Annotated in this window: 26 protein-coding genes; 9 read left to right on the top strand and 17 right to left on the bottom strand. The window is 72.5% G+C overall.

Annotation, left to right across the window (positions count from 1 at the left end):
• Nucleotides 1-16: 16 nt before the first annotated feature.
• Nucleotides 17-2542 (bottom strand): ATP-dependent Clp protease ATP-binding subunit, encoded by a 2526-nt coding sequence (locus OO68_RS22870; RefSeq protein ID WP_033310344.1) that lies wholly within the window; start codon nt 2540-2542, stop codon nt 17-19.
• A gap of 430 nt (nt 2543-2972) precedes the next feature.
• Here OO68_RS22870 and OO68_RS22865 point away from each other — a divergent pair, with 430 nt between their 5' ends.
• Nucleotides 2973-3647: an SCO3374 family protein gene (locus tag OO68_RS22865; protein WP_033310342.1), complete on the top strand. Its 675-nt coding sequence runs from the start codon at nt 2973-2975 to the stop codon at nt 3645-3647.
• Here the strand turns inward: OO68_RS22865 and OO68_RS22860 are convergent, their stop codons facing one another.
• The 10 genes from OO68_RS22860 to OO68_RS22815 all read right to left on the bottom strand — a co-directional run bounded on the left by OO68_RS22860 (nt 3648) and on the right by OO68_RS22815 (nt 11968).
• The gene (locus OO68_RS22860; RefSeq protein ID WP_033310340.1) at nt 3648-3983 is read right to left on the bottom strand and encodes a histone-like nucleoid-structuring protein Lsr2; all 336 of its coding nucleotides are present in this window, start codon (nt 3981-3983) and stop codon (nt 3648-3650) included.
• A gap of 266 nt (nt 3984-4249) precedes the next feature.
• Nucleotides 4250-4783 (bottom strand): amino-acid N-acetyltransferase, encoded by a 534-nt coding sequence (locus OO68_RS22855; RefSeq protein WP_033310339.1) that lies wholly within the window; start codon nt 4781-4783, stop codon nt 4250-4252.
• Nucleotides 4784-4792: 9 nt separating this feature from the next.
• Nucleotides 4793-5230: a BlaI/MecI/CopY family transcriptional regulator gene (locus tag OO68_RS22850; RefSeq protein ID WP_033310337.1), complete on the bottom strand. Its 438-nt coding sequence runs from the start codon at nt 5228-5230 to the stop codon at nt 4793-4795.
• 183 nt (nt 5231-5413) lie between these two features.
• A complete protein-coding gene (locus OO68_RS22845) occupies nt 5414-5599 on the bottom strand; it encodes a hypothetical protein (protein ID WP_033310334.1) in 186 nt (61 codons plus the stop codon).
• A gap of 18 nt (nt 5600-5617) precedes the next feature.
• Nucleotides 5618-6244 (bottom strand): hypothetical protein, encoded by a 627-nt coding sequence (locus OO68_RS22840; protein WP_033310483.1) that lies wholly within the window; start codon nt 6242-6244, stop codon nt 5618-5620.
• Nucleotides 6245-6540: 296 nt separating this feature from the next.
• The gene (locus OO68_RS22835; protein ID WP_033310333.1) at nt 6541-7338 is read right to left on the bottom strand and encodes a type III pantothenate kinase; all 798 of its coding nucleotides are present in this window, start codon (nt 7336-7338) and stop codon (nt 6541-6543) included.
• Between the two features lie 16 nt (nt 7339-7354).
• Nucleotides 7355-8329 (bottom strand): carboxylating nicotinate-nucleotide diphosphorylase, encoded by a 975-nt coding sequence (nadC, locus tag OO68_RS22830; RefSeq protein WP_033310481.1) that lies wholly within the window; start codon nt 8327-8329, stop codon nt 7355-7357.
• A gap of 5 nt (nt 8330-8334) precedes the next feature.
• Nucleotides 8335-10044 (bottom strand): L-aspartate oxidase, encoded by a 1710-nt coding sequence (locus tag OO68_RS22825; protein ID WP_033310332.1) that lies wholly within the window; start codon nt 10042-10044, stop codon nt 8335-8337.
• Complete coding sequence (gene panC, locus OO68_RS22820; RefSeq protein ID WP_033310331.1) at nt 10041-11042, bottom strand: pantoate--beta-alanine ligase; 1002 nt, start codon at nt 11040-11042, stop codon at nt 10041-10043. Before panC ends, OO68_RS22825 begins: the two co-directional genes overlap by 4 nt.
• Nucleotides 11039-11968 (bottom strand): Rossmann-like and DUF2520 domain-containing protein, encoded by a 930-nt coding sequence (locus OO68_RS22815; RefSeq protein WP_033310330.1) that lies wholly within the window; start codon nt 11966-11968, stop codon nt 11039-11041. The genes panC and OO68_RS22815 overlap by 4 nt, the downstream gene beginning before the upstream one ends.
• 181 nt (nt 11969-12149) lie before the next feature.
• On the opposite strand from OO68_RS22815, the gene OO68_RS22810 reads away from it, so the two are divergent.
• Nucleotides 12150-13331, top strand: coding sequence for a threonine aldolase family protein (locus OO68_RS22810; RefSeq protein WP_033310328.1), 1182 nt, complete (start codon nt 12150-12152; stop codon nt 13329-13331).
• On the opposite strand, the gene OO68_RS46905 is transcribed toward OO68_RS22810, so the two are convergent.
• Nucleotides 13324-13488 (bottom strand): hypothetical protein, encoded by a 165-nt coding sequence (locus tag OO68_RS46905; RefSeq protein ID WP_167345913.1) that lies wholly within the window; start codon nt 13486-13488, stop codon nt 13324-13326. The genes OO68_RS22810 and OO68_RS46905 overlap by 8 nt on opposite strands.
• 159 nt (nt 13489-13647) lie before the next feature.
• Here OO68_RS46905 and OO68_RS22805 point away from each other — a divergent pair, with 159 nt between their 5' ends.
• Nucleotides 13648-14754: a DUF5937 family protein gene (locus OO68_RS22805; RefSeq protein ID WP_033310326.1), complete on the top strand. Its 1107-nt coding sequence runs from the start codon at nt 13648-13650 to the stop codon at nt 14752-14754.
• A 24-nt stretch (nt 14755-14778) separates the two neighbouring features.
• On the opposite strand, the gene OO68_RS22800 is transcribed toward OO68_RS22805, so the two are convergent.
• Together OO68_RS22800 and OO68_RS22795 are read right to left on the bottom strand one after the other, a co-directional pair.
• The gene (locus OO68_RS22800) at nt 14779-15447 is read right to left on the bottom strand and encodes a response regulator (RefSeq protein WP_033310325.1); all 669 of its coding nucleotides are present in this window, start codon (nt 15445-15447) and stop codon (nt 14779-14781) included.
• A gap of 54 nt (nt 15448-15501) precedes the next feature.
• Complete coding sequence (locus OO68_RS22795; protein ID WP_033310324.1) at nt 15502-16695, bottom strand: sensor histidine kinase; 1194 nt, start codon at nt 16693-16695, stop codon at nt 15502-15504.
• Between the two features lie 118 nt (nt 16696-16813).
• Here OO68_RS22795 and OO68_RS22790 point away from each other — a divergent pair, with 118 nt between their 5' ends.
• Nucleotides 16814-17800: an SAM-dependent methyltransferase gene (locus OO68_RS22790; protein ID WP_033310323.1), complete on the top strand. Its 987-nt coding sequence runs from the start codon at nt 16814-16816 to the stop codon at nt 17798-17800.
• A gap of 15 nt (nt 17801-17815) precedes the next feature.
• Here the strand turns inward: OO68_RS22790 and OO68_RS22785 are convergent, their stop codons facing one another.
• Nucleotides 17816-18967, bottom strand: coding sequence for an NADH-quinone oxidoreductase subunit D (locus OO68_RS22785; RefSeq protein WP_033310322.1), 1152 nt, complete (start codon nt 18965-18967; stop codon nt 17816-17818).
• A gap of 31 nt (nt 18968-18998) precedes the next feature.
• Between OO68_RS22785 and OO68_RS22780 the strand changes: the two genes are divergently transcribed.
• Entirely contained in the window at nt 18999-19529 is a 531-nt protein-coding gene (locus tag OO68_RS22780; RefSeq protein WP_033310321.1) for a PH domain-containing protein, read from the top strand.
• The gene (locus OO68_RS22775) at nt 19526-20860 is read left to right on the top strand and encodes a PH domain-containing protein (protein ID WP_033310320.1); all 1335 of its coding nucleotides are present in this window, start codon (nt 19526-19528) and stop codon (nt 20858-20860) included. Before OO68_RS22780 ends, OO68_RS22775 begins: the two co-directional genes overlap by 4 nt.
• A 59-nt stretch (nt 20861-20919) precedes the next feature.
• Here the strand turns inward: OO68_RS22775 and OO68_RS22770 are convergent, their stop codons facing one another.
• Both OO68_RS22770 and OO68_RS22765 read right to left on the bottom strand, forming a co-directional pair.
• Nucleotides 20920-22110 carry a hypothetical protein gene (locus OO68_RS22770; protein ID WP_078625412.1) on the bottom strand — a complete coding sequence of 397 codons (1191 nt, stop codon included), beginning with the start codon at nt 22108-22110 and terminating at the stop codon, nt 20920-20922.
• A 158-nt stretch (nt 22111-22268) separates the two neighbouring features.
• Entirely contained in the window at nt 22269-23405 is a 1137-nt protein-coding gene (locus tag OO68_RS22765) for an alpha/beta hydrolase (protein ID WP_033310318.1), read from the bottom strand.
• Between the two features lie 230 nt (nt 23406-23635).
• On the opposite strand from OO68_RS22765, the gene OO68_RS22760 reads away from it, so the two are divergent.
• The 3 genes from OO68_RS22760 to OO68_RS22750 all read left to right on the top strand — a co-directional run bounded on the left by OO68_RS22760 (nt 23636) and on the right by OO68_RS22750 (nt 26923).
• Nucleotides 23636-25468 carry a phosphatidylglycerol lysyltransferase domain-containing protein gene (locus OO68_RS22760; RefSeq protein ID WP_033310317.1) on the top strand — a complete coding sequence of 611 codons (1833 nt, stop codon included), beginning with the start codon at nt 23636-23638 and terminating at the stop codon, nt 25466-25468.
• Between the two features lie 70 nt (nt 25469-25538).
• Nucleotides 25539-26420 carry a dihydropteroate synthase gene (gene folP / locus OO68_RS22755; RefSeq protein WP_078625411.1) on the top strand — a complete coding sequence of 294 codons (882 nt, stop codon included), beginning with the start codon at nt 25539-25541 and terminating at the stop codon, nt 26418-26420.
• Nucleotides 26417-26923, top strand: a complete 507-nt coding sequence (locus OO68_RS22750) for a nuclear transport factor 2 family protein (protein WP_033310314.1) — start codon at nt 26417-26419, stop codon at nt 26921-26923. Before folP ends, OO68_RS22750 begins: the two co-directional genes overlap by 4 nt.
• Nucleotides 26924-26989 lie beyond the last annotated feature (66 nt).

Genomic DNA, 26989 nt, shown 5'->3' with positions numbered 1-26989 from the left:
CACTCGGCCGTGACGCTTACGCGTCCTTGCTCAGGTTCGGACCCGTGCCGCCGGCCGCCTGCTCGATCGGCGGGACGTCCGGGAGGGCCGCCTTCTCCTCGCCGCGGAAGGTGAAGGTCTTGGTCTCGCCCTCGCCCTCCGTGTCGACGACCACGATGTGACCGGGGCGCAGCTCGCCGAAGAGGATCTTCTCCGACAGCGAGTCCTCGATCTCGCGCTGGATGGTGCGACGCAGCGGACGCGCGCCCAGCACGGGGTCGTAGCCCTTCTTGGACAGCAGTTCCTTGGCGGACTGGGAGAGCTCGATGCCCATGTCCCGGTCCTTCAGGCGCTCGTCGACCTTGTCGATCATCAGGTCGACGATCTTGAGGATGTCGTCCTGGCTGAGCTGCGGGAAGACGACCACGTCGTCGACGCGGTTGAGGAACTCGGGCCGGAAGTGCTGCTTGAGCTCGTCCGAGACCTTGTTCTTCATGCGCTCGTAGTTGGACTTGGTGTCGCCCTGGGCGGCGAAGCCCAGGTTGAAGCCCTTGGAGATGTCCCGGGTGCCGAGGTTGGTCGTCATGATGATGACCGTGTTCTTGAAGTCCACGACCCGGCCCTGGGAGTCGGTCAGGCGACCGTCCTCCAGGATCTGCAGCAGCGAGTTGAAGATGTCCGGGTGGGCCTTCTCGACCTCGTCGAACAGGACGACCGAGAACGGCTTGCGGCGGACCTTCTCCGTCAGCTGGCCGCCCTCTTCGTAGCCCACGTAGCCGGGGGGCGAACCGAAGAGCCGCGAGACCGTGTGCTTCTCGCTGAACTCCGACATGTCGAGGGAGATCAGCGCGTCCTCGTCGCCGAAGAGGAACTCGGCGAGCGCCTTGGACAGCTCGGTCTTACCGACACCGGACGGGCCGGCGAAGATGAACGAGCCACCGGGGCGCTTGGGGTCCTTCAGACCGGCACGCGTACGGCGGATCGCCTTCGACAGCGCCTTGACGGCGTCGTTCTGGCCGATGACCCGCTTGTGGAGCTCGTCCTCCATGCGCAGCAGACGCGAGGACTCCTCCTCGGTCAGCTTGAAGACCGGGATGCCGGTGGCGGTCGCGAGGACCTCGGCGATCAGCTCGCCGTCGACCTCGGCGACGACGTCCATGTCGCCGGCCTTCCACTCCTTCTCCCGCTTGGCCTTGGCGGCCAGGAGCTGCTTCTCCTTGTCGCGCAGGGAGGCGGCCTTCTCGAAGTCCTGCGAGTCGATCGCGGACTCCTTGTCGCGGCGGACGCCGGCGATCTTCTCGTCGAACTCGCGCAGGTCCGGCGGCGCGGTCATCCGGCGGATGCGCATCCGGGAACCGGCCTCGTCGATCAGGTCGATCGCCTTGTCCGGCAGGAAGCGGTCCGAGATGTACCGGTCGGCCAGCGTGGCGGCCTGGACCAGCGCCTCGTCCGTGATGGAGACGCGGTGGTGGGCCTCGTACCGGTCGCGCAGACCCTTGAGGATCTCGATCGTGTGCGGCAGGGACGGCTCCGCGACCTGGATGGGCTGGAAGCGGCGCTCCAGGGCCGCGTCCTTCTCCAGGTGCTTGCGGTACTCGTCCAGCGTGGTGGCACCGATGGTCTGGAGCTCACCGCGGGCCAGCATCGGCTTCAGGATGGAAGCCGCGTCGATGGCGCCCTCGGCGGCACCCGCACCGACCAGCGTGTGCAGCTCGTCGATGAACAGGATGATGTCGCCGCGGGTGCGGATCTCCTTGAGGACCTTCTTCAGGCGCTCCTCGAAGTCACCGCGGTAGCGGGAGCCGGCGACCAGGGCGCCGAGGTCCAGGGTGTAGAGGTGCTTGTCCTTGAGCGTCTCGGGCACCTCGCCCTTGACGATGGCCTGGGCGAGGCCCTCGACGACGGCGGTCTTGCCGACGCCGGGCTCACCGATCAGGACCGGGTTGTTCTTGGTACGGCGGGACAGCACCTGCATGACCCGCTCGATCTCCTTCTCGCGCCCGATGACCGGGTCGAGCTTGGACTCACGAGCGGCCTGGGTGAGGTTCCGGCCGAACTGGTCGAGGACCAGGGACGTGGAGGGGGTGCCCTCGGCAGGACCGCCGGCGGCGGCGGTCTCCTTGCCCTGGTAACCGGAGAGCAGCTGGATGACCTGCTGCCGCACCCGGTTGAGATCTGCGCCCAGCTTGACGAGGACCTGGGCGGCGACGCCCTCGCCCTCGCGGATCAGGCCGAGCAGGATGTGCTCCGTGCCGATGTAGTTGTGGCCCAGCTGAAGGGCCTCGCGGAGCGACAGCTCCAGGACCTTCTTGGCACGGGGGGTGAAGGGGATGTGGCCGGACGGGGCCTGCTGGCCCTGGCCGATGATCTCCTCCACCTGCTGGCGGACCGCCTCGAGCGAAATCCCGAGGCTCTCAAGGGCCTTGGCGGCGACACCTTCACCCTCGTGGATCAGGCCCAGGAGGATGTGCTCAGTGCCGATGTAGTTGTGGTTGAGCATCCGGGCTTCTTCCTGAGCCAGGACGACAACCCGCCGCGCGCGGTCGGTGAACCTCTCGAACATCGTTAATCGCTCCTCAGAGCGGTCAGGCAGTGGGGGGAACTTCCCCTCCCTGTCCTTCCGCAGCTTAGTCCCGCAAGCGGGGACCGCTCATTCCAACTGCCGACACCGTCCTTGGCCTCCTGACCCCGAACGCCGACATCTGCTCCAACCCGATGGTGCGAGACGATGTTCCCGCAGGCCAGGCAGATACCCCACTCGCCAGTACGCCGATGGCGAACGTGAGACGTCCTTTCCTGCGTGTCGCCCCCTCCCACTAGGGATGTCTTACCCGCGGGGACCGGAAGTCCATGCCGAGCGCTCCCGTTCCCTCCGCTACGGGCGAACAACCTTGCGCCTCCCCGCACCCCCCGCACGCCCCCGTTTCGCCACTCTGCGCACTTGCGGCACCACGCAACGTAACTTGCACGGCCTTCCGGCTGTTGCGCTTGGCATGTTCGGCGCCCCTCACCCCGTGACCGCGTCCGCATCCCGGCTCCTTCCGCTCCCCCGCCGTCCGCTCGACGCGGCCGGCGCGAGCGGTCAGGTCCGGCGGTGGTACGAGAACGAACTGGGGTGGCCGACGGTGCCCGGCGATCCGCTGCGGCTGGCGGTGGGGGTGCGCTACGACGTCCTGGACGCCCCTGCGGAGGCGGGCCACGCGGCGCTGCGGCGCCTGGCGCCGGGCTCTCCCGTCGCCCTGCACGGTGACCGGATGCTGTTCCTGGTGGCCGCGGGCAGCGCGGAGGAGCTTCCCGGGCTGCTGGAGTGGCTGGACTGGGGGTCCCTGCCGCTGGACCTCGGGGCGATCGGGGCGGGCGGTGTCATGCAGGCGCCATCGCGCCCGCTGCCTCGCGAGGAGGGGGACGCGCCGCTCAGGGGTGCGTCACCGCCGCCCGGCCGCCCGGGCCGGGCCGGTTCCCAGGGGGCCGCCGTGTGGCTGCGGCCCCCCGAGCCGGGATGCGAGGTCGAGGCCTCGCTGCCGACGCTGTCGGCGCTGGGGGGCGGGAATGCCCCCGGTCTCGTGCGGCTGGTGAACACGGTGGCCACCCAGTGTCACCGGGTCCGGCTGCGGCGCGCGGGCGCCCAGCCACCGGCCTTGCGTGCGCAGGGTCGGCAGTGCCGCTGATCAGCCGTTGGCCTTCTCGTAAGCCTCGCGGATGGTCGCGGGAACACGGCCGCGGTCGTTGACCTCGTAGCCGTTCTCCTTCGCCCAGGCACGGATCGCCGCGGTGTCCTGGCTGCCGCCCGACGCGGCGCGCGGCTTTCCGCGCCCGCCCGAAGCACGGCCTCCGGTACGCCGACCGCCCTTCACGTAAGGCTCGAGAAGGCCACGGAGCTTGTCCGCATTGGCAGTGGTGAGATCGATCTCGTACGTCTTGCCGTCCAGCGCGAACGTCACGGTCTCGTCCGCCTCGCCACCGTCGAGGTCGTCGACAAGAAGGACCTGAACCTTCTGTGCCACCGGATTTCCTTTCATCGATATCTTCAAGGGCCGGGGGAGTGCCGGCGTCCGCCGTATCGCCGTCCCCTGTTATATGCAGTACTGCAGTACCTCGGAAAGCAAACCGCTTTTGCCGGGAAAACACAAACCCCCGGCAGAGACCGGCAGCCGGGCTCGGTCCGGAAACGTGCGCGTTTCGGACATAGGGCACCGGGGCAGGGCGGGCGTCGCGGAATATGCCTTGACGAACCGGCCGGACCCTCTTGCGGCCCACTAGCGGCCGGCGATCACAGATGCAGAAGCATCCGGCTGTTGCCCAAGGTGTTCGGTTTCACTCGTTCGAGTCCGAGGAACTCCGCGACACCCTCGTCATAGGAACGCAGCAGCTCCGCGTAGACATCCGTGTCGACGGGCGTCTCGCCGATCTCCACGAAGCCGTGCTTGGTGAAGAAGTCGACTTCGAAGGTCAGGCAGAAAACACGGCGAACGCCGAGCCAGCGGGCGGTCTGCAGCAACTTCTCCAGCACACGGTGTCCGACGCCCGCCCCCGTCAGGCCGGGCTTCACCGCGAGAGTGCGGACTTCCGCGAGGTCTTCCCACATCACGTGCAGCGCACCGCAGCCGACGACCTCGGCGTTGTCGTCCCGTTCCGCGACCCAGAACTCCTGGATGTCCTCGTAAAGCGTCACCGTCGCTTTGTCGAGCAGGATGCCGCCGCGGACGTAGGCGTCAAGGAGGCGGCGCACGGCCGGGACATCGCTGGTACGGGCCCGTCGGACGGTGATGGCTTTTGCGGTGGCTTCGGGGCTCTTCGCGGACATGACCGGACGCTATCGCCCGCCGTCTTCCTGAGCGGAGGCGGGGTTCTCCCGGAGGTCTTGCCGGGGTTCCGCTCGTTCGGCCGGTTCTGCGGATTCCGACGGTTCGGTCGGTTCCTGGGTTTCCGGGCCCTGGACGATGCGTACGGCATCGGTGAGCGACTGGCGCTGTTCCTCGCTCATCATGCCGAAGAAGGCGACGAGAGCCGCCGCGGGGTTGTCGCTCTGCGACCAGGCGTCGTTCATCAGGGCGGCCGCGTAGGCGGCGCGGGTGGAGACGGCCTCATATCGATAGGCACGGCCTTCCGCCTCGCGGCGCACCCAGCCCTTCTGATGGAGATTGTCCAAAACGGTCATCACGGTGGTGTACGCGATGGACCGCTCCTTCTGAAGATCTTCCAGGACTTCTCGAACGGTCACCGGGCGGTTCCACTTCCACACCCGCGACATGACCGCGTCTTCGAGTTCTCCCAATGGGCGAGGCACGCTCAGAACAATAGTGGGAGATCCCGGTTATGGCGTGGCGGACGTGCGCTTCACCGGCGAACGGGAACAAAAAGGGCGTACGACTCGAAAGGGCGGGCGCCGCGAGGTGCGGGTCCGCCGAGTCGTACGCCCTCGGAGGGAGTGGGGTCAGGCGTCGGCCTTCGGGGGTGCCGCGGCGGGCCGGGCACCCTCCACGCGCGCGAGGGCGGCGTCCACCGCCGCGTCCTCCTTGGCCTTGTTGGCGCCGCCCTGTGTCTTCACGATCACCCGGATCAGGCCGATGAAGAAGACGGCCATGACGGCCGGGGGCAGGAGCGCGGAGACGTAGTCCATGGATCCAGGGTAGCCACGTCAGCCCGCGGCGAGCTGCTGGGGGTTGGCCGGGGGTGGCGGCGCGGGCTTGCGGCGCGGGAAGACCTCGCCCGGGGTGGGGATCGGGCGGGAGGGCTTCGGGGTGCCCGGGGCGGGGGCCGGGGCGGGCTTGGGCTCCGGCGGCTTGCGTGCGGGCTTCTTCTCGGGCTGTTTCCCAGGGCCGCCGCCCGCGGAGCCGGCAGCAGGGGCGCGGCGGCCTCCGGGGAGCGCCAGCAGGCGGGTGCGGGAGCCGGGGACGGTGGCCGCGGGGCGAGGGGCGGCGGTAAGGGCGGTGACCGTGCAGCGGCCGAGGAGGGCCGCGGCGGTGGGGTTGCCGCGCAGGGCGCGCAGGGCCGCGAGGTCGTCGGGCAGGGGGCGGTAACCGGCACCCAGCGCCTCGTCCAGGAGTGCGAGGTAGCCGGCGGCGGTGCCGGGGAGGGCGGCGCGGTACCGGCCCAGGTCGGCCACGAGGAAGGCGCGCAGCCTGACCCCTTCCCGCAGCGCCTCGTCGAGCGACTCTGCGAGACGGAGACAGTCCTGGACGTCGTCGGCCGAGGCAGGGGTGGGGTGGAGGGCAAGGGCGAGAGCGCGGCGGAGCACACGCAGCTCCTCCGCGCCGAACGCCAGACCGCCGCGGGATCCGTATGGCGTGGGCATGCTGCGACGATACGCGCTAATCAGACAAATCTCGCATAGGGGGCGGGTGTGGCGTGGAGGGAGCACTCGTCCCGTCCAGGGCGTCGTGGACGCGGCCACCGGCGTCTTCGGGCGGATGCGCTCCCGTGCCGCCGTGGACAGCGCGCGGCCGGGCCCGGCGGCCCGACGCGCCGGGCGCCGCCGCCGGACGGGTCCTGGCCTCCCATGACGGGGGGAAGGACCGCGACCTGGTCCTCGTCACGCGCTGCCGCCCGCCCGGAAGCGCCTCACATGCGCGACACGTTCCGCTCGTAGACCAGCCGCAGGCCGATCAGCGTCAGCCAGGGTTCGTGCTCGTCTATCACCGACGACTCGCCCAGGACCATCGGCGCCAGACCGCCCGTCGCGATGACGGTGACGTCGTCGGCGTCCTGCGACAGCTCGCGGGCCATGCGGTTGACCACGCCGTCGACCTGGCCGGCGAAGCCGTAGATGATGCCCGACTGCATCGCCTCGACCGTGTTCTTGCCGATGACGCTGCGCGGGCGGGCCACCTCGATCTTGCGGAGCTGGGCACCCCGGACGCCGAGGGCCTCGACGGAGATCTCGATGCCGGGGGCGATGACCCCGCCGACGTACTCGCCGCGCGCGCTGACCGCGTCGAACGTCGTCGCCGTGCCGAAGTCGACGACGATCGCGGGACCGCCGTAGAGCTCGACGGCGGCGACCGCGTTGATGATGCGGTCCGCGCCGACCTCCTTGGGGTTGTCGGTCAGGATCGGGACGCCCGTCTTGACGCCCGGTTCGACGAGGACCGCCGGGACGTCGCCGTAGTAGCGGCGCGTCACCTCGCGGAGCTCGTGCAGGACCGAGGGGACGGTGGCGCAGATGGCGATGCCGTCGATGCCGTCGCCCAGTTCGTCCCCGAGGAGCGGGTGCATGCCCATCAGGCCCTGGAGGAGGACCGCCAGCTCGTCGGCGGTGCGGCGCGCGTCGGTGGAGATGCGCCAGTGTTCGACGATCTCGTCGCCGTCGAACAGGCCGAGCACGGTGTGGGTGTTTCCTACGTCGATCGTCAGCAGCATGGCCCGTACCCGCTCCCTACTCCGCCGGCCGCAGGTCGAGGCCGATGTCCAGGATCGGCGAGGAGTGGGTGAGGGCCCCCACGGCCAGGTAGTCGACGCCGGTGTCCGCGTAGGCCTTGGCGTTGTCGAGGGTGAGGCGGCCCGAGGCCTCCAGGGCGGCGCGGCCCTGGACGATGGCGACGGCCTCCGCGCACTCGCCCGGCGTGAAGTTGTCCAGCAGGATCAGGTCGGCGCCGGCGTCCAGGACCTCGCGGAGCTGGTCCAGGGTGTCGACCTCGACCTCGATGGGGACGTCGGGGAAGCGTTCGCGGACCGCCTGGAAGGCCTGGGCGACGCCGCCCGCCGCGACCACGTGGTTGTCCTTGACCAGCGCCGCGTCCGAGAGGGACATGCGGTGGTTGACGCCGCCGCCGCAGCGGACCGCGTACTTCTCCAGGGAGCGCAGGCCCGGAGTGGTCTTGCGGGTGTCGCGGACCTTGGCCTTGGTGCCGTCCAGGACGTCCGCCCACGCGCGCGTGGCCGTCGCGACGCCCGACAGGCGGCACAGGATGTTCAGCGCGCTGCGCTCGGCCGTGAGGAGGTCGCGGGTGCGGGTGGTGACGGAGAGGAGCTTCTGTCCCGCTTCGACGCGGTCGCCGTCCTCGGCATGGCGCTCGATCTCCAGCTCCTCCTCGCAGACCACCGAGATGACCGCCTCGGCGACGCGCAGCCCGGCCACGGTGCCGTCCTCGCGGGCGGTGAAGTCGGCCGTGGCCACCGCGTCCTCGGGGATGGTCGCCACCGTCGTCACGTCCACGCCGTGGGCGAGGTCCTCCTGGAGGGCGACGTTTGCGATGTCCTCGACCTCGACGGGGTCGAGGCCGGCGTCGGCCAGGAGCTGGGCGAGTGCGGGGTCCAGGCCGCACTCCAGGTACGCCTCGCCGTCCGCGCCGCAGGCGCAGCCGTCTGAGCAGCCTCCGGAGGAGGCGAGGGGAAGGTCGGGGGTGCTCACGTCGGTCACTGCTCCTGGGGGGCCTGGGGCGGGAAAGTCGTCGGGGGGAAGTCTGTGGTGTCCGTGGTGTGCACGGCCAGCGTGCGGTCCGGGTTCAGGGTCACGACGATGTGCCGGCCCCAGGCGCTGTCGTCGCGCTCGGGGCGGTCCTCGCGCCAGTGGCAGCCCCGGGTCTCCTCACGCAGCAGGGCGGCGGCGACCAGGACGCGGGCCACGCACAGGAGGTTGGTGGCCTCCCAGGTGTCGACGCCGGCCTCGGCCGTCTTGCCGTTCTCGGCGAGGGCCTCCCTGGCGTCGCTGTGCAGGCGCTGGAGCTGGTCGGCGGCCTTGGTGAGGGAGCCCGCCGAGCGCAGGACACCCGCCCCGCCCGTCATGATCCGCTGGATCGTGAAGCGGGCTTCGGCGGTCTGCAGGGGGTGCTCGGGGATCTCCGGGTGCGGGACCGGCTGGGGCACGCGCGCGTGCAGGCCGTTCGCCGCGATGTCGTCCGCGATGCGCTCGGCGTAGACGAGGCCTTCGAGCAGGGAGTTGGACGCCAGCCGGTTGGCGCCGTGCACGCCGGTGCAGGCCACCTCGCCGCACGCGTACAGGCCCGGCACGGTCGTACGGCCGTGGGAGTCGGTGCGGACGCCGCCGGAGGCGTAGTGGGCGGCCGGGGCGACCGGGACGGGGGCGGTGACCGGGTCGATGCCGTGGGCGCGGCAGGCGGCGAGGATCGTCGGGAACCGGTGCTCCCACATCTCGGCGCCGAAGTGCCGGGCGTCGAGGTACATGTGCTCGGCGTCCTGCTCCTGCATGCGGCGCATGATGCCCTTGGCGACGATGTCGCGGGGGGCGAGTTCGGCGAGTTCGTGCTGCCCGACCATGAAGCGCACGCCGTCGGCGTCGATCAGGTGGGCGCCCTCGCCGCGCACGGCCTCGGAGACCAGCGGCTGCTGGCCCTCCGCGTCCGGGCCCAGGAACAGCACGGTCGGGTGGAACTGGACGAACTCCAGATCGCTGACCTCCGCGCCGGCCCGCAGTGCGAGCGCCACGCCGTCGCCCGTCGACACCGACGGATTGGTGGTGGCGGAGAAGACCTGGCCCATGCCGCCGGTCGCGAGGACCACCGCGGGGGCGTGGACGGCGCCGACGCCGTCGTGCTGGCCCTCCCCCATGACGTGCAGGGTCACACCGGCGGTGCGGCCCTCGGCGTCCGTGAGGAGGTCCAGGACGAGGGCGTTCTCGACGGTGCGCATGCCCCGCGCGCGGACGGCCTCGACCAGGGCGCGGGAGATTTCGGCACCGGTGGCGTCACCGCCGGCGTGGGCGATGCGGCGGCGGTGATGGCCGCCCTCACGGGTCAGTGCCAGCTCGCCCTCGGACTCGTCGAACCGGGCGCCGGTCTCGATGAGGCGGCGCACGGCGTCGGGGCCCTCGGTGACGAGGAGGCGGACCGCTTCCTCGTCGCACAGGCCCGCGCCCGCAACCAGGGTGTCGTCGAGGTGCTGCTCGGGGGTGTCGCCCTCGCCGAGGGCCGCGGCGATGCCGCCCTGGGCCCAGCGGGTGGAGCCGTCGTCGAGACGGGCCTTGGTGACGACGACCGTCCGCAGGCCGGCGGCCTCGCAGCGCAGGGCCGCGGTCAGCCCGGCGACGCCGGAGCCGACGACGACCACGTCCGCGGCGATGGACCACCCGGCGGCGGGCGCGTGCAGTCGTATGCCTGTGGTGGTCACGAGGCGGCTCCGAAGCTTCCGAAGGTGAGGGGAATGTTGTCGATCAGCCGGGTCGCCCCGACCCGGGCGGCGACGGCGAGGACCGCGTCACCCGTGAAGTCGTCCCCGATCTCCGTGAAGTCGGACGGGTCGACCAGGGCGAGGTAGTCCAGCGCGAGCGGCGGGTCGAGGCGCGCGGCCTCGTCGAGGACCTGGCGGGCGGCGGCGCGGACGGCCGCCGGGCCGCCCGGGACGGCCGTCGCCACGGCGTGCGTGTCGGCCGCGGCGCGGGACTCCCCTATGGCGCTGAGCGCCTCGGCACGCGCGCGCGTGGCGGGCACTTCGCGCGCCCGGGCCCGCAGCGCCTCCTGCGCGGCGTGCCGGTCCTGGCCCGCGAACAGGGCCCCGGACAGGGCGAGGGCGGTGCGCCGCTCCGCGGCCGACAGGTAGCGGTTGCGGCTGGACAGGGCCAGGCCGTCCTCCTCGCGGACGGTGGGCACGCCGACGATCTCCACGCCGAAGTTCAGGTCCCGCACCATGCGGCGGATCAGCGCGAGCTGCTGGGCGTCCTTCTGGCCGTACAGGGCGAGGTCGGGGCGGGTGAGGTGCAGGAGTTTGGCGACGACGGTGAGCATGCCGTCGAAGTGGCCGGGGCGGGAGGAGCCCTCCAGGCGCTCGCCCATGGGGCCGGCGGTGATGCGGACCTCGGGCTCCCCGCCGGGGTAGACCTCGTCGACGGAGGGCGCGAACACGACGTCCGCGCCCGACTGTCCGGCGAGCTCGACGTCGGCGTCCAGGGTGCGCGGATAGCGGTCGAGGTCCTCGCCCGCACCGAACTGGAGCGGGTTGACGAAGACGGTGACGACGACCTCGCCGTCCGGCCCGGCGATGCCGCGCGCGGTGCGGATCAGTGTGGCGTGGCCCTCGTGCAGCGCGCCCATGGTCATCACCACGGCACGGCGGCCCGCACGCGCGCGTGCGTGCAGTTCCTTCGCGGTGCGCAGCAGGGTGGTGGTCATCGGGCGTCCCCTTCGGTGCCGTCGGTCCCGTGGGCGAGTACCCCGAGGAGGTCCTCGGCGAGTTCCGGCTTCAGCAGGCCGTGGGCCAGGGCCCGGTCGGCGGTCGCGCGGGCCATCGCCAGGTAGCCGGCGACGGTCTGCGGGGCGTGCCGGCGCAACTCGGTGACGTGCGCGGCGACCGTGCCCGCGTCCCCGCGCGCGACCGGGCCGGTGAGAGCCGCGTCGCCGGAGCGCAGGGCGTTGTCCAGGGCCGCGCCGAGCAGCGGGCCGAGCATCCGGTCGGGGGCCGAGACACCGGCGGCGCTCAGCAGCTCCATGGACTGGGCGACCAGCGTGACCAGGTGGTTGGCGCCCAGGGCGAGGGCCGCGTGGTAGAGCGGCCGGTTCTCCTCGGCGATCCACTCCGGCTCGCCGCCCATCTCGATGACGAGGGCCTCGGCGGCCAGGCGCAGCTCCTCGGGCGCGGTGACGCCGAAGGAGCAGCCGGCCAGGCGCTGGACGTCCACGGGTGTGCCCGTGAAGGTCATCGCGGGGTGCAGGGCGAGCGGCAGGGCCCCCGCACGCAGGGCGGGGTCGAGGACCCGCGTGCCGTAGCGCCCGGAGGTGTGGACGAGGAGCTGGCCGGGCCGGACGGACCCGGTGTCGGCGAGGCCGGTGACCAGGCCGGGCAGCGCGTCGTCGGGAACGGTCAGCAGCACCAGGTCGGACCGCTGGAGCACCTCGGCGGGCGGCATCACCGGCACGTCGGGCAGCAGTTGCCCGGCGCGGCGCCGGGAGGCCTCCGAGACGGCGGAGACGGCGACCGGGCGGTGCCCGGCGAGCTGGAGGGACGCCGCCAGCGCGGGGCCCACGCGGCCGGCGCCGACGACGCCGACGGTGAGCCGCGCGGGGCGGTCCCTGGGGTCTGGCTGTGGGGTTGTGTTCACTCGACGGCGGCCTTCCCGTTCCAGTCCGCTCCGGGTACCGGACGATTTCTCGTCATGTTAACGCGATCGGTTCGGGGGGCGTTCGGTCGTCCACAGGCTGTGCATGCCCGCGCGGTGTCCCCAAAAGGGCGTTCGGAAATGCGGATGCCGTGCCGCACGCGCGCGAGGGAGGATCCGGGGCATGACGGAGACAGCGCAGCGCGACGAACAGGCGGCGGAAGAGAACCGGGGTGCGGGGCTGCGGGAACGGAGGCTGGCCGCCCATCGCTCGGCCCGGCGCGTGTTCGCGCGCTTCGGCTTCCACCGGACCCTCCGGGAGCGCCTGGCGGTGCTGGCGGAGGCGGAGGACGTCCACGACCTGGACCAGTTGTCCGACGTGTACGGCGACGGCGTCGTCGAGGCGCTGGAGACGAAGGTCGCCGGGCTGCTCGGCACCGAGGCCGCCGCGTTCTTCCCGACGGGCACGATGGCCCAGCAGGTGGCCCTGCGCTGCTGGGCGGGCCGCACCGGGAACCCGGCGGTCGCCCTGCACGCGCTCAGCCATCCCGAGGTGCACGAGCGCAACGCGTTCAGCGAGGTCGGGGGCCTGCGCCCGCTGCGGCTGACGAGCGAGCCGCGGCTTCCGACCGCGGCCGAGGTACGCGACTTCGAGGAGCCCTTCGGGGCGCTGATGCTGGAACTGCCCCTCAGGGACGCCGGTTTCGTGCTGCCCACCTGGGAGGAGCTCACCGAGGTCGTCCGGGCCGCGCGGGACCGGGACGCGGTGGTGCACTTCGACGGGGCCCGCCTGTGGGAGTCCACCGTCCACTTCGGCCGGCCCCTGGAGGAGATCGCGGGCCTGGCCGACAGCGTCTACGTGTCGTTCTACAAGTCCCTCGATGCGTTCGGCGGCGCGGCGCTCGCCGGCCCCAGGGAGCTCATCGAGGAGGCGAAGGCCTGGCGGCACCGGTACGGCGGGATGGTCTTCCAGCAGTTCCCGACAGTGCTGTCGACGCTGATCGGGCTGGCCCGGGAGCTGCCCCGGCTGCCGGAGTACGTGCTCCACGCGCGCGTGGTGGCCGCCGCCCTGCGCGAGGGGTTCGCGGCGGCCGGGGTGCCGTGGGCACGCGTGCACCCGGAGGTGCCGCACACCCACGACTTCCAGGTGTGGCTGCCCTACGAGCCGCACGTCCTCGGGGAGGCGGCGGTGCGGACGGCCGAGGAGACCGGGGTCATGCTGTTCGGCAGCGCCTGGGACCGGGTCGGGCCCGGGCTGGCGCTGACGGAGGTGCATGTGCGGGCCGCCGGGACGGAGTGGACCGCCGAGGACGTGAAGGCGGCGGTGGCGGAGTTCGTGGCCCGGCTTCCGGAGCAGGTCAGGTAGGGCGCCGCCGCCACCGTCCCAGGACGTCCCGGAGCCGCCGTTCGCCGCGCCACCGACGTACGGCCCGCCCCTCGTGCGTGCCCGGCGCGGGCGGGACCGGCTCGCCCAGGGAGCGGGCCCGGTAGGCGTCGAGGAGGTACTGCTGCGTGCTGCTCATGGTGAATCGCCTCTGCGGGACGGGGTGATGGAGGTCCGAAGGCTCCGCGGCTGCCCCGGTGGTCCCACCGTGCGCCCGCGCCGCGCGTGGCGTCGCGTCGATTGACGGGGCCCGTCAATCGGCGGGGGCGTTGTCAGTGGCCCGGTGCACCATGAGGGCATGAGCGTGCACATCGACATCGCGGGGCTGCGGCCGGAGGAGGTCGCCGTCGTGCCCTCGCCCCTGGCCGAGCTCGGCATGGCGCTGCACGCCCTGTCCGAACCGGCCCACCACCCGGGCCTGCAGGGCTGGGTGACGGGCGTGACGGCCCGGCTCGACCCGCATCTGGCCGACCGCATGTGCGAGGCGGACTTCCTGTGGCGGACGACGTTCTCGGACCTGTTCCTGCCCTGGGCGGGCCTGCCGGACCGGCGCGCGCTGCCGGGCGCGACCCTCGCCGAGGAGCTCGACCAGCTCGACAAGCTGTCCGACGAGCAGTTCGTGGACGCGGCCATGGAGTTCAGCTGTGGCACCTGCTACGGCGAGAACGAACCGGCGACGCTGTCCGACCCGGAGACGCGCCGCCGGGCACTGGAGCTGGCCGCCGCGCGCGGACCGCGGCAACTGCGCTTCGGGGAGCGGCTGCTGGCCGACCCGCCCCGGATCCGGGCCTGGCTGCGGCAGTTCCTCCGGGACTGCGACGAGGCGTTCTTCGCGGAGGCCTGGTCCCGGCTGCGCCACCAGCTCGCGGCGGACGCCCGGCACAAGACGGACCTGCTGCGCCGCAAGGGCCTGGCCGAGGCGCTGGCCGCGGTGTCCCCGGCGATCACACTCGACGAGGAGGCCGCCCGGATCACGGTCGACAAGCTGGGCGACGGCCGTACGGCCACGGGCGACGGCGGCCTGCTGCTCGTCCCGACCAGCCTCGGCTGGCCGCACCTGATGGTCCTGCACCGGTACGGCTGGCAGCCGGTGCTGCACTACCCGGTCGGCTCCCCCGAGCTCGCCGCGCCGCAGACGCTCGAACAGCTGGCCCTGCGGATGACGGCGCTGTCCCACCCGGTCCGGATGCGCATGTGCCGCCATCTGGCCCGCAGCGCGCACACCACCAGCGAGCTGGCGCAGGTGCTCGGCATGACGGCCCCGGAGATATCCCGGCACCTGGCCGTGCTGAAGAAGGCGGGCCTGATCACCACCCGCCGCCGCGGCCGCTACGTCCTGCACCAGCTGGACGTAACGGTGGTGGCCCGGCTCGGCAGCGAGTTCCTGGAGGGGATCCTCAGGTAGCCGGCCGGCGGCCCGGGATGCGGATCAGCCGTGCCCGCCGGCCCGCACCAGCCCCGTCTCGTAGGCCAGCACCACGACCTGCACCCGGTCCCGGAGCCCCAGCTTGGTCAGGATGCGGCCCACGTGCGTCTTCACGGTCGCCTCCGACAGCACGAGCCGCGCCGCGATCTCGCCGTTGGACAGGCCCTGCGCGACCAGCACCATGACCTCGCGCTCGCGTTCGGTGAGCCGCTCCAGTTCCTTGTGCTGGGGCTGCTTGGTGCCGGGCAGCATCGGTGCGAAGCGGTCCAGCAGGCGCCGGGTGGTGGAGGGCGCCACGACCGCGTCACCGCTGTGCACGGCCCTGATCGCGGCCAGGAGCTCCGCCGGGGGCACGTCCTTGAGCATGAACCCGGAGGCGCCCGCCTTCAGCCCGGAGAAGGCGTACTCGTCGAGGTCGAAGGTGGTCAGGATGAGCACCTTCGGCGGGTCGGTGTCCGCGCAGATCCGGCGGGTCGTCTCCACCCCGTCGAGCTTCGGCATGCGGACGTCCATCAGCACGACGTCGACCTCGGTCGTCCGCAGTTCCTGGAGGGCCTCGACGCCGTCGCCCGCCTCCGCCACGACCTCCATGTCCGGCTGGGCGGCGAGCACCATCCGGAACCCGGTGCGCAGCAGCACCTGGTCGTCGACGAGCATCACGCGGATCGTCATCGGGCCTCTTCCCTAGGGGTCGTTACAGGTGTCAGTGAGGGGCGCGTGCCGGCGTCAGTGCGCGGGTTTGAGCGGCAGCAGAGCACTGATGCGGAATCCTCCGCCCGGGCGCGGGCCCGCGTCCAGGGTGCCGCCGACCATACCGACCCGCTCGCGCATGCCGATCAGACCGTGGCCCTGGCCGTCGAACCCGCCTTCTTCGTACAGCTCGTGCGGGGCGCCCTTGCCGTCGTCCTCCACGAGGAGGCCGAGGCCGTCGTCGAAGTAGACCAGGCGGACGCTCGCGCCCGCGTTGGGGCCGCCGTGCTTGCGGGTGTTGGTGAGCGCCTCCTGCACGATGCGGTAGGCGGTGAGCTCGACGCCGCTGGGCAGCGGGCGGGGCGTGCCCTCGACCTTGAAGTCGACGGGCAGTCCGGAGGTGCGGCACTGCTCGACGAGGTCCTCGATCTGCTCCACGTCGGGCTGCGGCACGTACTCGCCGGCCTCCTGGTGCTCTCCGGTGCGCAGCACGCCGAGCAGGCGGCGCATCTCGGCGAGGGCCTGGCGGCCGGTGGAGGAGATGGTCTCCAGGGCCTTCTTCGCCTGGTCGGGCGCGGCGTCGAGGACGTAGGCGGCGCCGTCCGCCTGGACCACCATCACCGAGACGTTGTGCGCGACGACGTCGTGCAACTCGCGGGCGATCCGGGCCCGTTCGGCGGCGACGGCGACCTTGGACTGCGCCTCGCGCTCCTTCTCCAGGCGGGCAGCCCGCTCCTCCAGCTGCGCGAAGTAGGCGCGCCGGGTGCGGATGGAGTCGCCGAGCACCCAGGCGAGGGCGAAGGGGACGGTCTGGAGGACCGCCAGGGCGATGTCGCCCGCTACCCCCGTCTGCTCGTTCGACCAGCGCAGCTGTGCCAGGGGGGCCGCGCACAGGCCGGCGACCAGTGCGAAGCGGGAGGCCCAGCGGGCGCCTTCCGCCGCGACCGTGTAGACGATCACCAGCATGGCGAAGTCGGCGGGCAGGATCGCGACGTCGGTGACCAGCTGCGCCACGCCCACCGCGGCCGCCAGCAGCAGCATCTTCTCCGGCATCCGGCGGCGCAGCGCGACCACGAGGCTCAGCAGCAGCGTGATCGGGACGACGGCGGCCCAGGGGCCGATCCGCTCGCCCGCCGCTCCGCCCAGCACCGAAATCCCGAGGAGGGCCACGGCCCAGAAGCCGTCGACCCACATCGGGTGCCTGCGGAGGAAGTCATAGAGGCGCTGCACGTAACCCAGCGTAGGGAAGCGCGATAGGTGCAGGGGTCAACCGGAGGACCGATCCGTACCCCGCGCGCATACTCCGCAAGGTGGAGTTGCGTTCGTTGCGTGCACATAGCCTGGCCCGGTGACAGCGGGAACCGGGGATCAGTGGCGCGGGTGGCGTGCGGCGGCGCAGGACGCCCTGTACGCGCCGGGGGGCTTCTACCGGCGCGCGGAGGGACCGGCCGGGCATTTCCGGACGTCCGTGCACGCGTCGCCGCTGTTCGCCGGGGCCGTGGCACGGCTGCTGTGCCGGGTCGACGAGGCGCTGGGGCGGCCCGCGACGCTGGACTTCGTCGACATGGCGGCCGGACGGGGTGAGCTGACGGGCGCCGTGCTCGCCGCGCTGCCCGCGGACGTGGCGGCCCGCACGCGCGCGTACGCCGTCGACATCGCCGGGCGGCCGGCCGGGCTCGATCACCGGATCGAGTGGCTGGCCGAGCCCCCGCAGGGGACGACCGGGCTGCTGTTTGCCAACGAGTGGCTGGACAACGTGCCCGTGGAGGTCGCCGAGGTGGACGCCGCGGGCGTCGCGCGGCTGGTGCTGGTCCGCCAGGACGGGAGCGAGCGGCTCGGGGAGCCGGTGGACGGAGCGCAGGCCCGGTGGCTTCGGCGGTGGTGGCCGCTGCCGGGCCAGGAGGGACTGCGGGCCGAGATCGGCCTGCCCCGGGACGAGGCGTGGGCCGCGGCGGTCGCGACGCTCGGGCGGGGGCTCGCCGTCGCCGTGGACTACGCGCACACGGCGGACGCCCGGCCCCCGTTCGGGACGCTGACCGGCTTCCGCGAGGGCCGCGAGACGACACCGGTACCGGACGGCTCCTGCGACATCACCGCGCACGTCGCCCTGGACGCGTGCGCGCTGCCCGGCGGGCGCGTACTGCCCCAGCGCGAGGCGCTGCGCACCCTGGGCGTGACCGGCGCGCGCCCCCCGCTCACGCTGGCCTCCACCGACCCCGCCGCCTACGTACGCGCCCTCGCGAACGCCGGTGAGGCCGCCGAGCTCACCGCGACGGGCGGGCTGGGCGACTTCGGCTGGCTGGTGCAGCCCGTCGGCGTCGAGGACCCCCTTTAGAGGACCTTTTGGGCGCTACTTGTCGATGTCCCCGACCACGAAGAACATCGACCCCAGGATCGCCACCATGTCCGCGACCAGCGTCCCCGGCAGCAGCTCCGTCAGCGCCTGGATGTTGTTGTACGACGCCGAGCGCAGCTTCAGCCGGTACGGGGTCTTCTCGCCCTTGCTGACGAGGTAGTAGCCGTTGATGCCGAGGGGGTTCTCGGTCCAGGCGTACGTGTGGCCCTCGGGTGCCTTGAGGACCTTCGGGAGCCGCTGGTTGACCGGCCCGGGCGGCAGCTCGGCGAGCCGGTCGAGGCAGGCGTCGGCCAGGTCCAGCGCGTTGTGCGTCTGCTCCAGGAGGCACTCGAAGCGGGCGAGGCAGTCGCCCTCCTGGCGGGTGACCACCTTCAGCGTGTCCTGGAGGTCGCCGTAGGCGAGGTACGGCTCGTCGCGGCGCAGGTCGAAGTCGACGCCCGAGGCACGGCCGATCGGCCCGCTGACCCCGTAGGCGTGCACGGCCTCCGGGGTGAGGACACCGACGTCCCGCGTGCGGCCGCGGAAGATCTCGTTGCCGAGCACCAGGTCGTCGAAGCGGTCCATGCGGGAGCGCACGTCGGCGACGGCGGTGCGCGCGCGGGCGGTCCACCCGGCCGGCAGGTCCTCCTTGAGGCCGCCCACCCGGTTGAACATGTAGTGCATCCGCCCGCCGGAGATCTCCTCCATGACGTGCTGGAGCTCCTCGCGCTCCCGGAAGGCGTAGAAGATCGGGGTGATCCCGCCGAGTTCCAGCGGGTACGAGCCGAGGAACATCAGGTGGTTGAGCACCCGGTTCAGCTCGGCGAGCAGCGTGCGCAGCCACACCGCGCGCTCGGGCACCTCCATGCCGAGCATCCGCTCCACGGCCAGGACCACGCCCAGCTCGTTGGAGAACGCCGACAGCCAGTCGTGGCGGTTGGCGAGCATGATGATCTGGCGGTAGTCGCGCGCCTCGAACAGCTTCTCCGCGCCGCGGTGCATGTAGCCGATCACCGGCTCCGCGTGCTTGATGCGCTCGCCGTCCAGGACGAGCTTCAGCCGCAGCACGCCGTGGGTGGACGGGTGCTGCGGCCCGATGTTGAGCACCATGTCGGTGCTCTCCGCGGCGCCGCCGATTCCGACCATGGTCTCCGTCGTAGGAGTCATGGACACAGTCTCTCCTACGTACGCTGGCCCCATGGATACGGGGAGTCCGCAGGACACGGGGCCGGACGCGGCGCAGGCCACGGCCGGGGCGGCCGGGGATGAGCCGGTGTGGATCGCGCTGCCGCCCGGCCTGCTGAAGATGCGCCGGCTGCTGCTGGTGGTGTGGCTCGGGCTGATCACCCTGGCCGCCGGGCTGGTGCCGGGGCTGCTGGCCGGGCCCGTATGGGCCGCCTTCGCGCTGCCGCCGCTGGCGCTGCTGATCTGGGGCTGGGTGATGACCGAGCGCAACTGGCGTTCCTGGCGGTACGCCGAGCGGGCCGACGACCTGCTGATCAGCCGTGGCGTGCTGTGGCGCGAGGAGACGGTCGTGCCGTACGGACGGATGCAGCTGGTCGAGGTCACCTCCGGGCCCGTCGAGCGGCACTTCGGGCTGGCCAGCGTGCAGCTGCACACGGCCGCAGCGGCGACCGACGCGACCATCCCCGGTCTGGACCCGGCCGAGGCGGAGCGGCTGCGCGACCGGCTCACCGAGCTGGGCGAAGCCCGGTCGGCGGGGCTGTGACGGCGCCCGGGGCCGCCGAGGCCTCCGAGGCCGCCGCAGAGGTGACCGAGCGGCGGCTGCACCCCGTCACCCCGCTGCGCCGCGCCTGGGCACCGGTCGCCGTGCTGATCGGCTGGGCCGTGCACGACCCGGACGGGGCGCAGCGCCATCTGACCCGGCTGACCACGACCACCCTGCTGATCGGCCTCGCCGTGCTCGTCCCGGCCGCCGCCCTCTACGGCTTCTGCTCCTGGTGGTTCACGCACTTCGCGGTGACCGAGACCGAACTGCGCATCCGTACCGGGCTGGTCTTCCGGCGCACCGCGCACATCCGGCTGGAGCGGATCCAGGCCGTCGACGTCACCCAGCCGCTGCTGGCCCGGGTCGCTGGCGTCGCCAAGCTGAAACTCGACGTCATAGGCGCCGACAAGAAGGACGAACTGGCCTTCCTCGGCGCGGACGAGGCGCGGACGCTGCGGGCCGAACTGCTCGCCCGGGCGGCCGGTTTCGCACCCGAGACCGCGCACGAGGTCGGCGAGGCCCCCTCCCGGCAGCTGCTGCGGGTGCCGCCCGGCGTCCTCGCCCTGTCGCTGGTGCTGACGGGCGCGACCTGGATGTCGCTGGCCGCGGCGCTCGTCGTCCCGCCGGTGCTGTGGCTGCTCACCCACAGCCTGTGGACGGTCCTCGCGGTCGCCCTGCCGCTGCTGGGCACGGCGGGCGCGAGCAGCGTCGGGCGGTTCGTCGCCGAGTACGACTGGACGCTCGCCGAGTCGCCCGACGGGCTGCGCATCGACCACGGGCTGCTGGACCGGTCCCACGAGACGGTGCCGCCGGGACGCGTCCAGACCGTGCGGATCGTGGAACCGCTGCTGTGGCGGCGGCGCGGGTGGGTGCGCGTCGAGCTGGACGTGGCCGGCTCGTCCAACTCCGTGCTGGTGCCCGTCGCTCCGCGCGAGATCGCCGAGGAGGTCGTCGCGCGCGTGCTGCCCGGGGTGAGCGTGCCGGAGGCGGCGGCCCTGTCACCGGCGCCGCGCGCGGCCCGCTGGTGCGTGCCGCTGTGGTGGCGCGGATACGGACTCGCCGTCACGGACGCGGTGTTCGCGTCCCGGTCCGGGCTGCTGCGGCGGAGCCTGGCGCTGGTGCCGCACGCCAAGGTGCAGAGCGTACGGATGACGCAGGGGCCGTGGGAACGGGCCCGGGGCCTCGCCGACGTGTGTGTGGACACAGGCGCGAACAAAACGGTGCGGGCCCGGCTGCGGAACACGGCCGAGGCGCGCGAGCTGCTGGCGGCACAGGCGGAACGGTCCCGCACGGGGCGCCGGGACGCGCGGCCGGACCGCTGGATGGCATGACCGCGCACAGGCGCGGGGCCCCTCGGCCGTAGCCGAAGGGCCCCGCGCCGGAAGAGGCGTCAGGACACCGCGCTGCGCAGTCCCTGCACGTCGATCTGCTCCGTCTCGTCGTGCGCCGTCAGGTCGATGACCTGGCCGATGCCGCGCGACTCCTCGTCGGCCGGCTTGTAGCGGGCCTCGGTCTCGGCCTTGTGCAGGGCGAGCGCCTCCTGGCCGACGACATCGGCGAGGTCCTCGTTCTGCACGGCCTCCAGGGCCGCCCGCGAGGTGCCCGCCTTCGTGCCGAAGAAGTCGAACCCGCCGCCGGCCTGCGGACGGCGGACCGGCGCCTGCGGCGGGACGGCCACGGCGGTCGGCACGGTGTAGTGGCCGGTGCGCCGGTCCGCGGGCTGCTCGGCCCGCGCGGGCTCCGGGAGCCGTTCGCTCCCGCCGGCCGGCACGGCGGTCCCGCCGCCCGGCGCGGACGTCTCGGCGGTCGTGCGCTCGTGCCCGTCGTCCGTCGCGGACTGCCGCTGGGCCTCGTCCGCCGGCGCCTGCTCCCGCTGCTCCGCCTCTTCCTGCTCCGGTTGCTCCTGCTCCTGCTCCGGGGCGGGCTCCGCGTCCTCGTCCTTCGGGACGCCGTCGCCGTCGCCGCCGCCGTCCGGGTCCGGGACCGGCGCCGTCTCGCCGTCGAACCGGGCGAGTGCGGCCGCGGCCCGCAGGAACAGCCGGGAACCCTCGGGCGAGAACACGGCGGGAACCGCAGGCTCCTCGTCCACGGCGGGAGCGGTGGGCGTCCCGTCCGCGTCCGGTGCCGTGTCCGGCGCTCCCGCCGGCAGCGCGGCCCGTACCGGAGCCGTCGCCTCTATCTCCAGCATCCGGCGGTCTTCGAGGACGCTCGCGCGATCGGCCTCCGCCGTGGCGTACCGGCGCAGCAGCGCGGCGTGCTCGTTGCGCAGACCGGCCAGTTCGGTGCGCTTGGAGCGCAGCCGCTGCTCCAGCTTCGCGCGCAAGTCGCGCGACTCCTCCAGGTCGGCCTCCAGTTCGGCGACGCGCTCCTCGAAGCGCCACTCGTCGCTCGCACGCGCGCGCGTGAGGTCGGCGACGCGCTTGCCCGCCTGGGTGTCCCAACGGCGCAGCACGACCGCGCCGATGACCGCCGTCGCCGCGGCGGCCGCGGCCAGACCGCGGAGCACCATCGGCTCCGTGAACACCCAGGGCCCCAACGCGCAGACGAGGGAGACGCCTGCGATCGCCGACGGGGGCAGCATCCTGTGAAGGGGCGGGGAATGGCGGTGACGTCCACGTGGCATGGCCAGAAACTTACCGCGCGCAGGCGAATCATGGTGACCCACCCCGCAAAAACAAAACCACACCGAAACGTTCACACGGCATCAGAACGAGGGAAGAACCGGAATCGCCCGCTCACTCAATTCCCAAGATCATTTCCGCGTCCGGTCAGCCGCCCGCTCATCCACTCCAGCGCCGCCGGAATCTCGCGCCGCCAGGTGTTGAAGTTGTGCCCGCCGCTTTCCAGGACGATCGACGAGATCCCCGTCCGCCCGGTGTCCTTCACCCGCTCTATGAACCTCAGCGTGTCCCGGTAGTTGGTCTCGCCCCGCTTGCTGCTGCTGACCAGCAGGGACGTGTCGGGAGCGGGCATGTGCGCGAGGTACCACCACAGATCGGCGCGATTGCGCAGCGCCTTGTCGCCCTGGAAGAGATCGCCCGTCGTGGCGTCGATCGGCGCCTTGTAGTAAGCGGACAAGCCCGCCCCGGCGGCGTACACACCGGGATGGTGCAGCGCGATCTTCAACGCGCAGTAGCCGCCCGTGGAGTTGCCGATGATGCCCAGACCGCCCGCCTTTTCGACCACCCTGTAGTGCGAGCGCAGTGCGTCGGGGAGGTCCTTCGCGAAGAACGACTCGGTCTGCGGACCGCCCGGGATGTCGACGCACTCCGTGTCCCGGGGCGGCGCCACCGTGGGCCGCAGCATCACGAGAATCATCGGCTCCGCCCGGCCCTCCCGGGCCAGTTCCAGCGCCGTCCGCGGATAGTGGAGCTTCTCCACCAGCGCCGACGCCGTACCCGGATAGCCGGTCAGCACGACGGCCGCCGGGAACCTGTGGGTGCGGTACCGCGACTGGAAGTACTCCGGCGGCAGATAGACGTACGCGGGTGTGGCGATCCGCGTCGTACGGCCCACGATCTCGACCTGCTGCACCCGGCCACCGGCCCGGGGCGGTACACCGCCCGCCCCCGGCACCGGGCGCGAGCCGGTCACCTCCAGCGGACCGCCGCCCGGCGTGTGGTCGACGACCACGCCCTGGTCCTTCTCCTGCCCGAACAGGTCCGCCCAGCTCGCGTAGAAGCCGAAGGCCTGATTGGCGGCGAGGCCCACCGCGGCGAACAGCGCCAGTTGCGTGCCCAGCAGCAGGCCGATACGCCCGCCCACGGCACGCCAGCTCCGCCGGGCCAGCCGTGGCCACAGCCAGACCGTGCCGGCGAACAGCAGCACCGCGGACAGCACCGCCAGCACCAGCACGTTGTTGCTCGTCAGACCCATGGGTTGGTTACCTGTCCGCACTCTCTGTCCGGCCCGGCCCGCGCACACCTTCGCACGGGCTTGTCCCGGACTTTCCTCGGCCTTTGAAACGGCTTTGACGTGGGGAGTGAACCTCTCCCCACGAGACACCGTCCTAGAGGGCGCAATGTCGCCGGATGCCCGAATCGGCACCGGATCCAAGGTCTCTCGCAGAACTACGGGATGCGATGTCTGTCAGGACAGATGAGGAAATGTCGGGTGAGGTTCCGAGCCGCGGCAGCGGTACGGCCCGCCCGGGCCGGGTGAGCCGGATACTGCGCGGGCCACGCCCCGAGGCCGTCCCCGTCCTCGTCGGCAGAGCCTGCGCCCTGGTGGGCGTCCTGGACATCGGCGCGGGCGTCTTCCCCCGCTTCCGGCACAGCCGCATGCACGCCATCGCCGAGGTCCTGCCCGGCGCACTCGGCCCGTTCGCCGCCGCCCTGTCCCTCAGCACCGGCGTGCTGTTGCTGCTGCTCGCCCACGGTCTCAAGCGCGGCAAGCGCCGGGCCTGGCGGGCCGCCGTGGCGCTCCTGCCCGCCGGGGCCGTCGCCCAGTTCACCTACCGGCACTCGCTGGTGGGCATGCTGATCTCCCTGGCCCTGCTGGCACCCCTGCTGCGCCACCGGGACCAGTTCAACGCGCTGCCCGACCCGCGCAGCCGCTGGCGGGCGCTGGCCAACTTCGTCCTCATGAGCGCCGGTTCGCTCCTGCTCGGGCTGCTCATCGTCAGCGTCCACAGCGAGCGCATCGTCGGCGACCCCAGCCTCGCCGACCGCATCACCCACGTCATCTACGGCCTGTTCGGCTTCGAGGGCCCGGTCGACTACCAGGGCAACACCTCCTGGACCGTCGCCTTCTCCCTCGGCGCCCTCGGTCTGCTCACCGCGGTCACCACCATCTACCTGGCCTTCCGCCCCGAACACCCCGCCGCACGGCTCACCGAGGAGGACGAGGCCCAGCTGCGCGCCCTGCTCGACAAACACGGGCGCCGCGACTCCCTCGGCCACTTCGCCCTGCGCCGCGACAAGGCCGTCGTCTTCTCCCCCAGCGGCAAGGCCGCCGTCACCTACCGCGTCGTCTCCGGGGTGATGCTCGCCAGCGGCGACCCGATCGGCGACGTCGAGGCCTGGCCCGGCGCCATCGAACGGTTCATGGACGAGGCCAAGGCCCACTCCTGGACCCCCGCCGTCATGGGCTGCTCCGAGACCGGCGGCGAGGTGTGGACCCGCGAGACCGGGCTCGACGCCCTCGAACTGGGCGACGAGGCGGTGGTGGACGTCGCGGATTTCTCCCTCGCCGGCCGCGCGATGCGCAACGTGCGCCAGATGGTCAAGCGCATCGAGCGCGCCGGTTACGAAACCCGGGTACGACGTGTCCGTGACCTCGGCGAAGCCGAACTGGAGCGGATCCGGCAGGCCGCCGACGACTGGCGCGGCACCGACACCGAACGCGGCTTCTCCATGGCCCTGGGCCGCGTCGGCGACCCCGCCGACGGCGACTGCCTCATCGCCACCGCCCACAAGCAGGACGACCACCCCGGCCCCTACGGCGACCTCAAAGCGATCCTGCACTTCGTGCCCTGGGGCCCCGACGGCGTCTCCCTGGACCTGATGCGCCGCGACCGCTCCGCCGACCCCGGCATGAACGAACTGCTCATCGTGGCCGCCCTCCAGGCCGCCCCCAAACTGGGCGTCGCACGCGTCTCCCTCAACTTCGCCATGTTCCGCGCTGCCCTCGCCCGCGGCGAGAAGATCGGCGCCGGTCCCGTGCTGCGCGCCTGGCGCGGACTGCTGGTCTTCCTCTCCCGCTGGTTCCAGATCGAGTCCCTGTACAAGTTCAACGCCAAGTTCCAGCCGCGCTGGGAGCCGCGCTTCGTCGTCTACCGCGCCTCCGCCGACCTGCCCCGCATCGGCTTCGCCGCCATGCAGGCCGAGGGCTTCGTCACCCTCGCCCTGCCCCTGCCGCGCTTCCTGCGCCGCCGGCGCCCGGCCGCCCACCGTCCGTGCGCCCACGGCACCGCGGAACGCGGTGTCCGGGCCGCCTAGGGGGCTTTCCACGGGGCCGTCGCCCGGGCCGCAACGCCTGACGGCCCCCGCCTGGGCCTACGCTGAACATATGAGCAACCAGAGCGGACGCGGGCGCGTGGCGGGCCTACCGGAACGGGACCGCTGCGCGGTCATGGGAGTCGTGAACGTCACCCCCGACTCCTTCTCCGACGGCGGCCGCTTCTTCGACACCACGGCCGCCGTCAAGCGCGGCCTCGACCTGGTCGCCGAAGGTGCCGACCTGGTCGACGTCGGCGGCGAGTCCACCCGGCCCGGAGCCACCCGGGTCGACGAGGCCGAGGAACTGCGCCGCGTCGTCCCCGTCGTGCGCGGCCTGGCCTCCGAGGGCGTCACGGTCTCCGTCGACACCATGCGCGCCTCCGTCGCCGCACGGGCCCTCGCGGCCGGCGCCGCCCTCGTCAACGACGTCAGCGGCGGCCTCGCCGACCCCCGCATGATCCCGGCCGTCGCCGACGCCGGAGCCCCCTTCGTCGTCATGCACTGGCGCGGCTTCCTCCAGGGCGGCAACGTCCGGGGCGAGTACACCGACGTCGTCACCGAAGTCGTCGACGAACTGCACGCACGCGTGGAGGCCGTCCTGGCCGGGGGCATCGCCGCCGACCGGGTCATCGTCGACCCCGGCCTCGGCTTCTCCAAGGACGCCGAGCACGACCTCGCCCTCCTCGCCCGTCTCGACCGCGTCCTCGCCCTCGGCCACCCCCTGCTCGTCGCCGCCTCCCGCAAACGCTTCCTCGGCCGGGTCCTCGCCGGCCCCGACGGCCCGCCGCCGCCCGCACGCGAACGCGACGCCGCCACCGCCGCCGTCTCCGCGCTCGCCGCACACGCCGGCGCATGGGCGGTCCGCGTCCACGAGGTCCGCGCCACGGCCGACGCGGTCCGTGTGGCCCGCGCCATCGCCGGGGCGCGCACCGGCACAGAAGGAGCCCGGTGAGCGCCCCGCACACCGACGTCGAACAGGTCGAGGCCGCCAACACCGCCTTCTACGAGGCACTGGAGCAGGGCGACTTCGAGGAACTGGCGTCGCTCTGGCTCACCCCCTCCGACCTGGGCGTCGACGAGAGCTACCACGACCCGGCCGACACCGGCGTGGTCTCCTGCGTGCACCCCGGCTGGCCAGTACTCACCGGCCGCGGCGAGGTCCTGCGGTCGTACGCGCTGATCATGGCGAACACCGACTACATCCAGTTCTTCCTCACCGACGTGCACGTCTCCGTCACCGGCGACACCGCCCTGGTGAACTGCACCGAGAACATCCTCAGCGGCGGCCCCGCCCCCGAGGGCGCCGGCGAGGAGCTCGGCCCGCTCGTCGGGCAGCTCGTGGTCGCCACCAACGTGTTCCGGCGCACGCCCGTGGGGTGGAAACTCTGGTCGCACCACGCTTCCCCCGTCCTGGCCGAAACCGACGAGGACGAGCAGGACGACACCCCCGCCTGAGTGGGTAGGCGGCAGGAAGTGGTTGGAATCACGGACGCCCGGGTAGGGGCGGCTACCAACCTGTGC

It is taken from the genome of Streptomyces iakyrus, from assembly GCF_000717055.1.
GTDB classification, from domain to species: domain Bacteria; phylum Actinomycetota; class Actinomycetes; order Streptomycetales; family Streptomycetaceae; genus Streptomyces; species Streptomyces iakyrus.
Note: the sequence above shows the minus strand (reverse complement) of the source record. Positions and strands in the feature narration are given on the sequence as shown.

Coding starts and splice junctions, on each gene's coding strand:
- OO68_RS22870 (WP_033310344.1), bottom strand. CDS start 2,542: ATGTTCGAGAGGTTCACCGACCGCGCGCGGCGGGTTGTCGTCCTGGCT.
- OO68_RS22865 (WP_033310342.1), top strand. CDS start 2,973: ATGTTCGGCGCCCCTCACCCCGTGACCGCGTCCGCATCCCGGCTCCTT.
- OO68_RS22855 (WP_033310339.1), bottom strand. CDS start 4,783: ATGTCCGCGAAGAGCCCCGAAGCCACCGCAAAAGCCATCACCGTCCGA.
- OO68_RS22850 (WP_033310337.1), bottom strand. CDS start 5,230: ATGTCGCGGGTGTGGAAGTGGAACCGCCCGGTGACCGTTCGAGAAGTC.
- OO68_RS22845 (WP_033310334.1), bottom strand. CDS start 5,599: ATGGACTACGTCTCCGCGCTCCTGCCCCCGGCCGTCATGGCCGTCTTC.
- OO68_RS22835 (WP_033310333.1), bottom strand. CDS start 7,338: ATGCTGCTGACGATCGACGTAGGAAACACCCACACCGTGCTCGGCCTG.
- panC (WP_033310331.1), bottom strand. CDS start 11,042: ATGACCACCACCCTGCTGCGCACCGCGAAGGAACTGCACGCACGCGCG.
- OO68_RS22810 (WP_033310328.1), top strand. CDS start 12,150: ATGACGGAGACAGCGCAGCGCGACGAACAGGCGGCGGAAGAGAACCGG.
- OO68_RS46905 (WP_167345913.1), bottom strand. CDS start 13,488: ATGAGCAGCACGCAGCAGTACCTCCTCGACGCCTACCGGGCCCGCTCC.
- OO68_RS22805 (WP_033310326.1), top strand. CDS start 13,648: ATGAGCGTGCACATCGACATCGCGGGGCTGCGGCCGGAGGAGGTCGCC.
- OO68_RS22800 (WP_033310325.1), bottom strand. CDS start 15,447: ATGACGATCCGCGTGATGCTCGTCGACGACCAGGTGCTGCTGCGCACC.
- OO68_RS22785 (WP_033310322.1), bottom strand. CDS start 18,967: ATGACTCCTACGACGGAGACCATGGTCGGAATCGGCGGCGCCGCGGAG.
- OO68_RS22780 (WP_033310321.1), top strand. CDS start 18,999: ATGGATACGGGGAGTCCGCAGGACACGGGGCCGGACGCGGCGCAGGCC.
- OO68_RS22770 (WP_078625412.1), bottom strand. CDS start 22,110: ATGCTGCCCCCGTCGGCGATCGCAGGCGTCTCCCTCGTCTGCGCGTTG.
- OO68_RS22765 (WP_033310318.1), bottom strand. CDS start 23,405: ATGGGTCTGACGAGCAACAACGTGCTGGTGCTGGCGGTGCTGTCCGCG.
- OO68_RS22760 (WP_033310317.1), top strand. CDS start 23,636: ATGTCGGGTGAGGTTCCGAGCCGCGGCAGCGGTACGGCCCGCCCGGGC.
- folP (WP_078625411.1), top strand. CDS start 25,539: ATGAGCAACCAGAGCGGACGCGGGCGCGTGGCGGGCCTACCGGAACGG.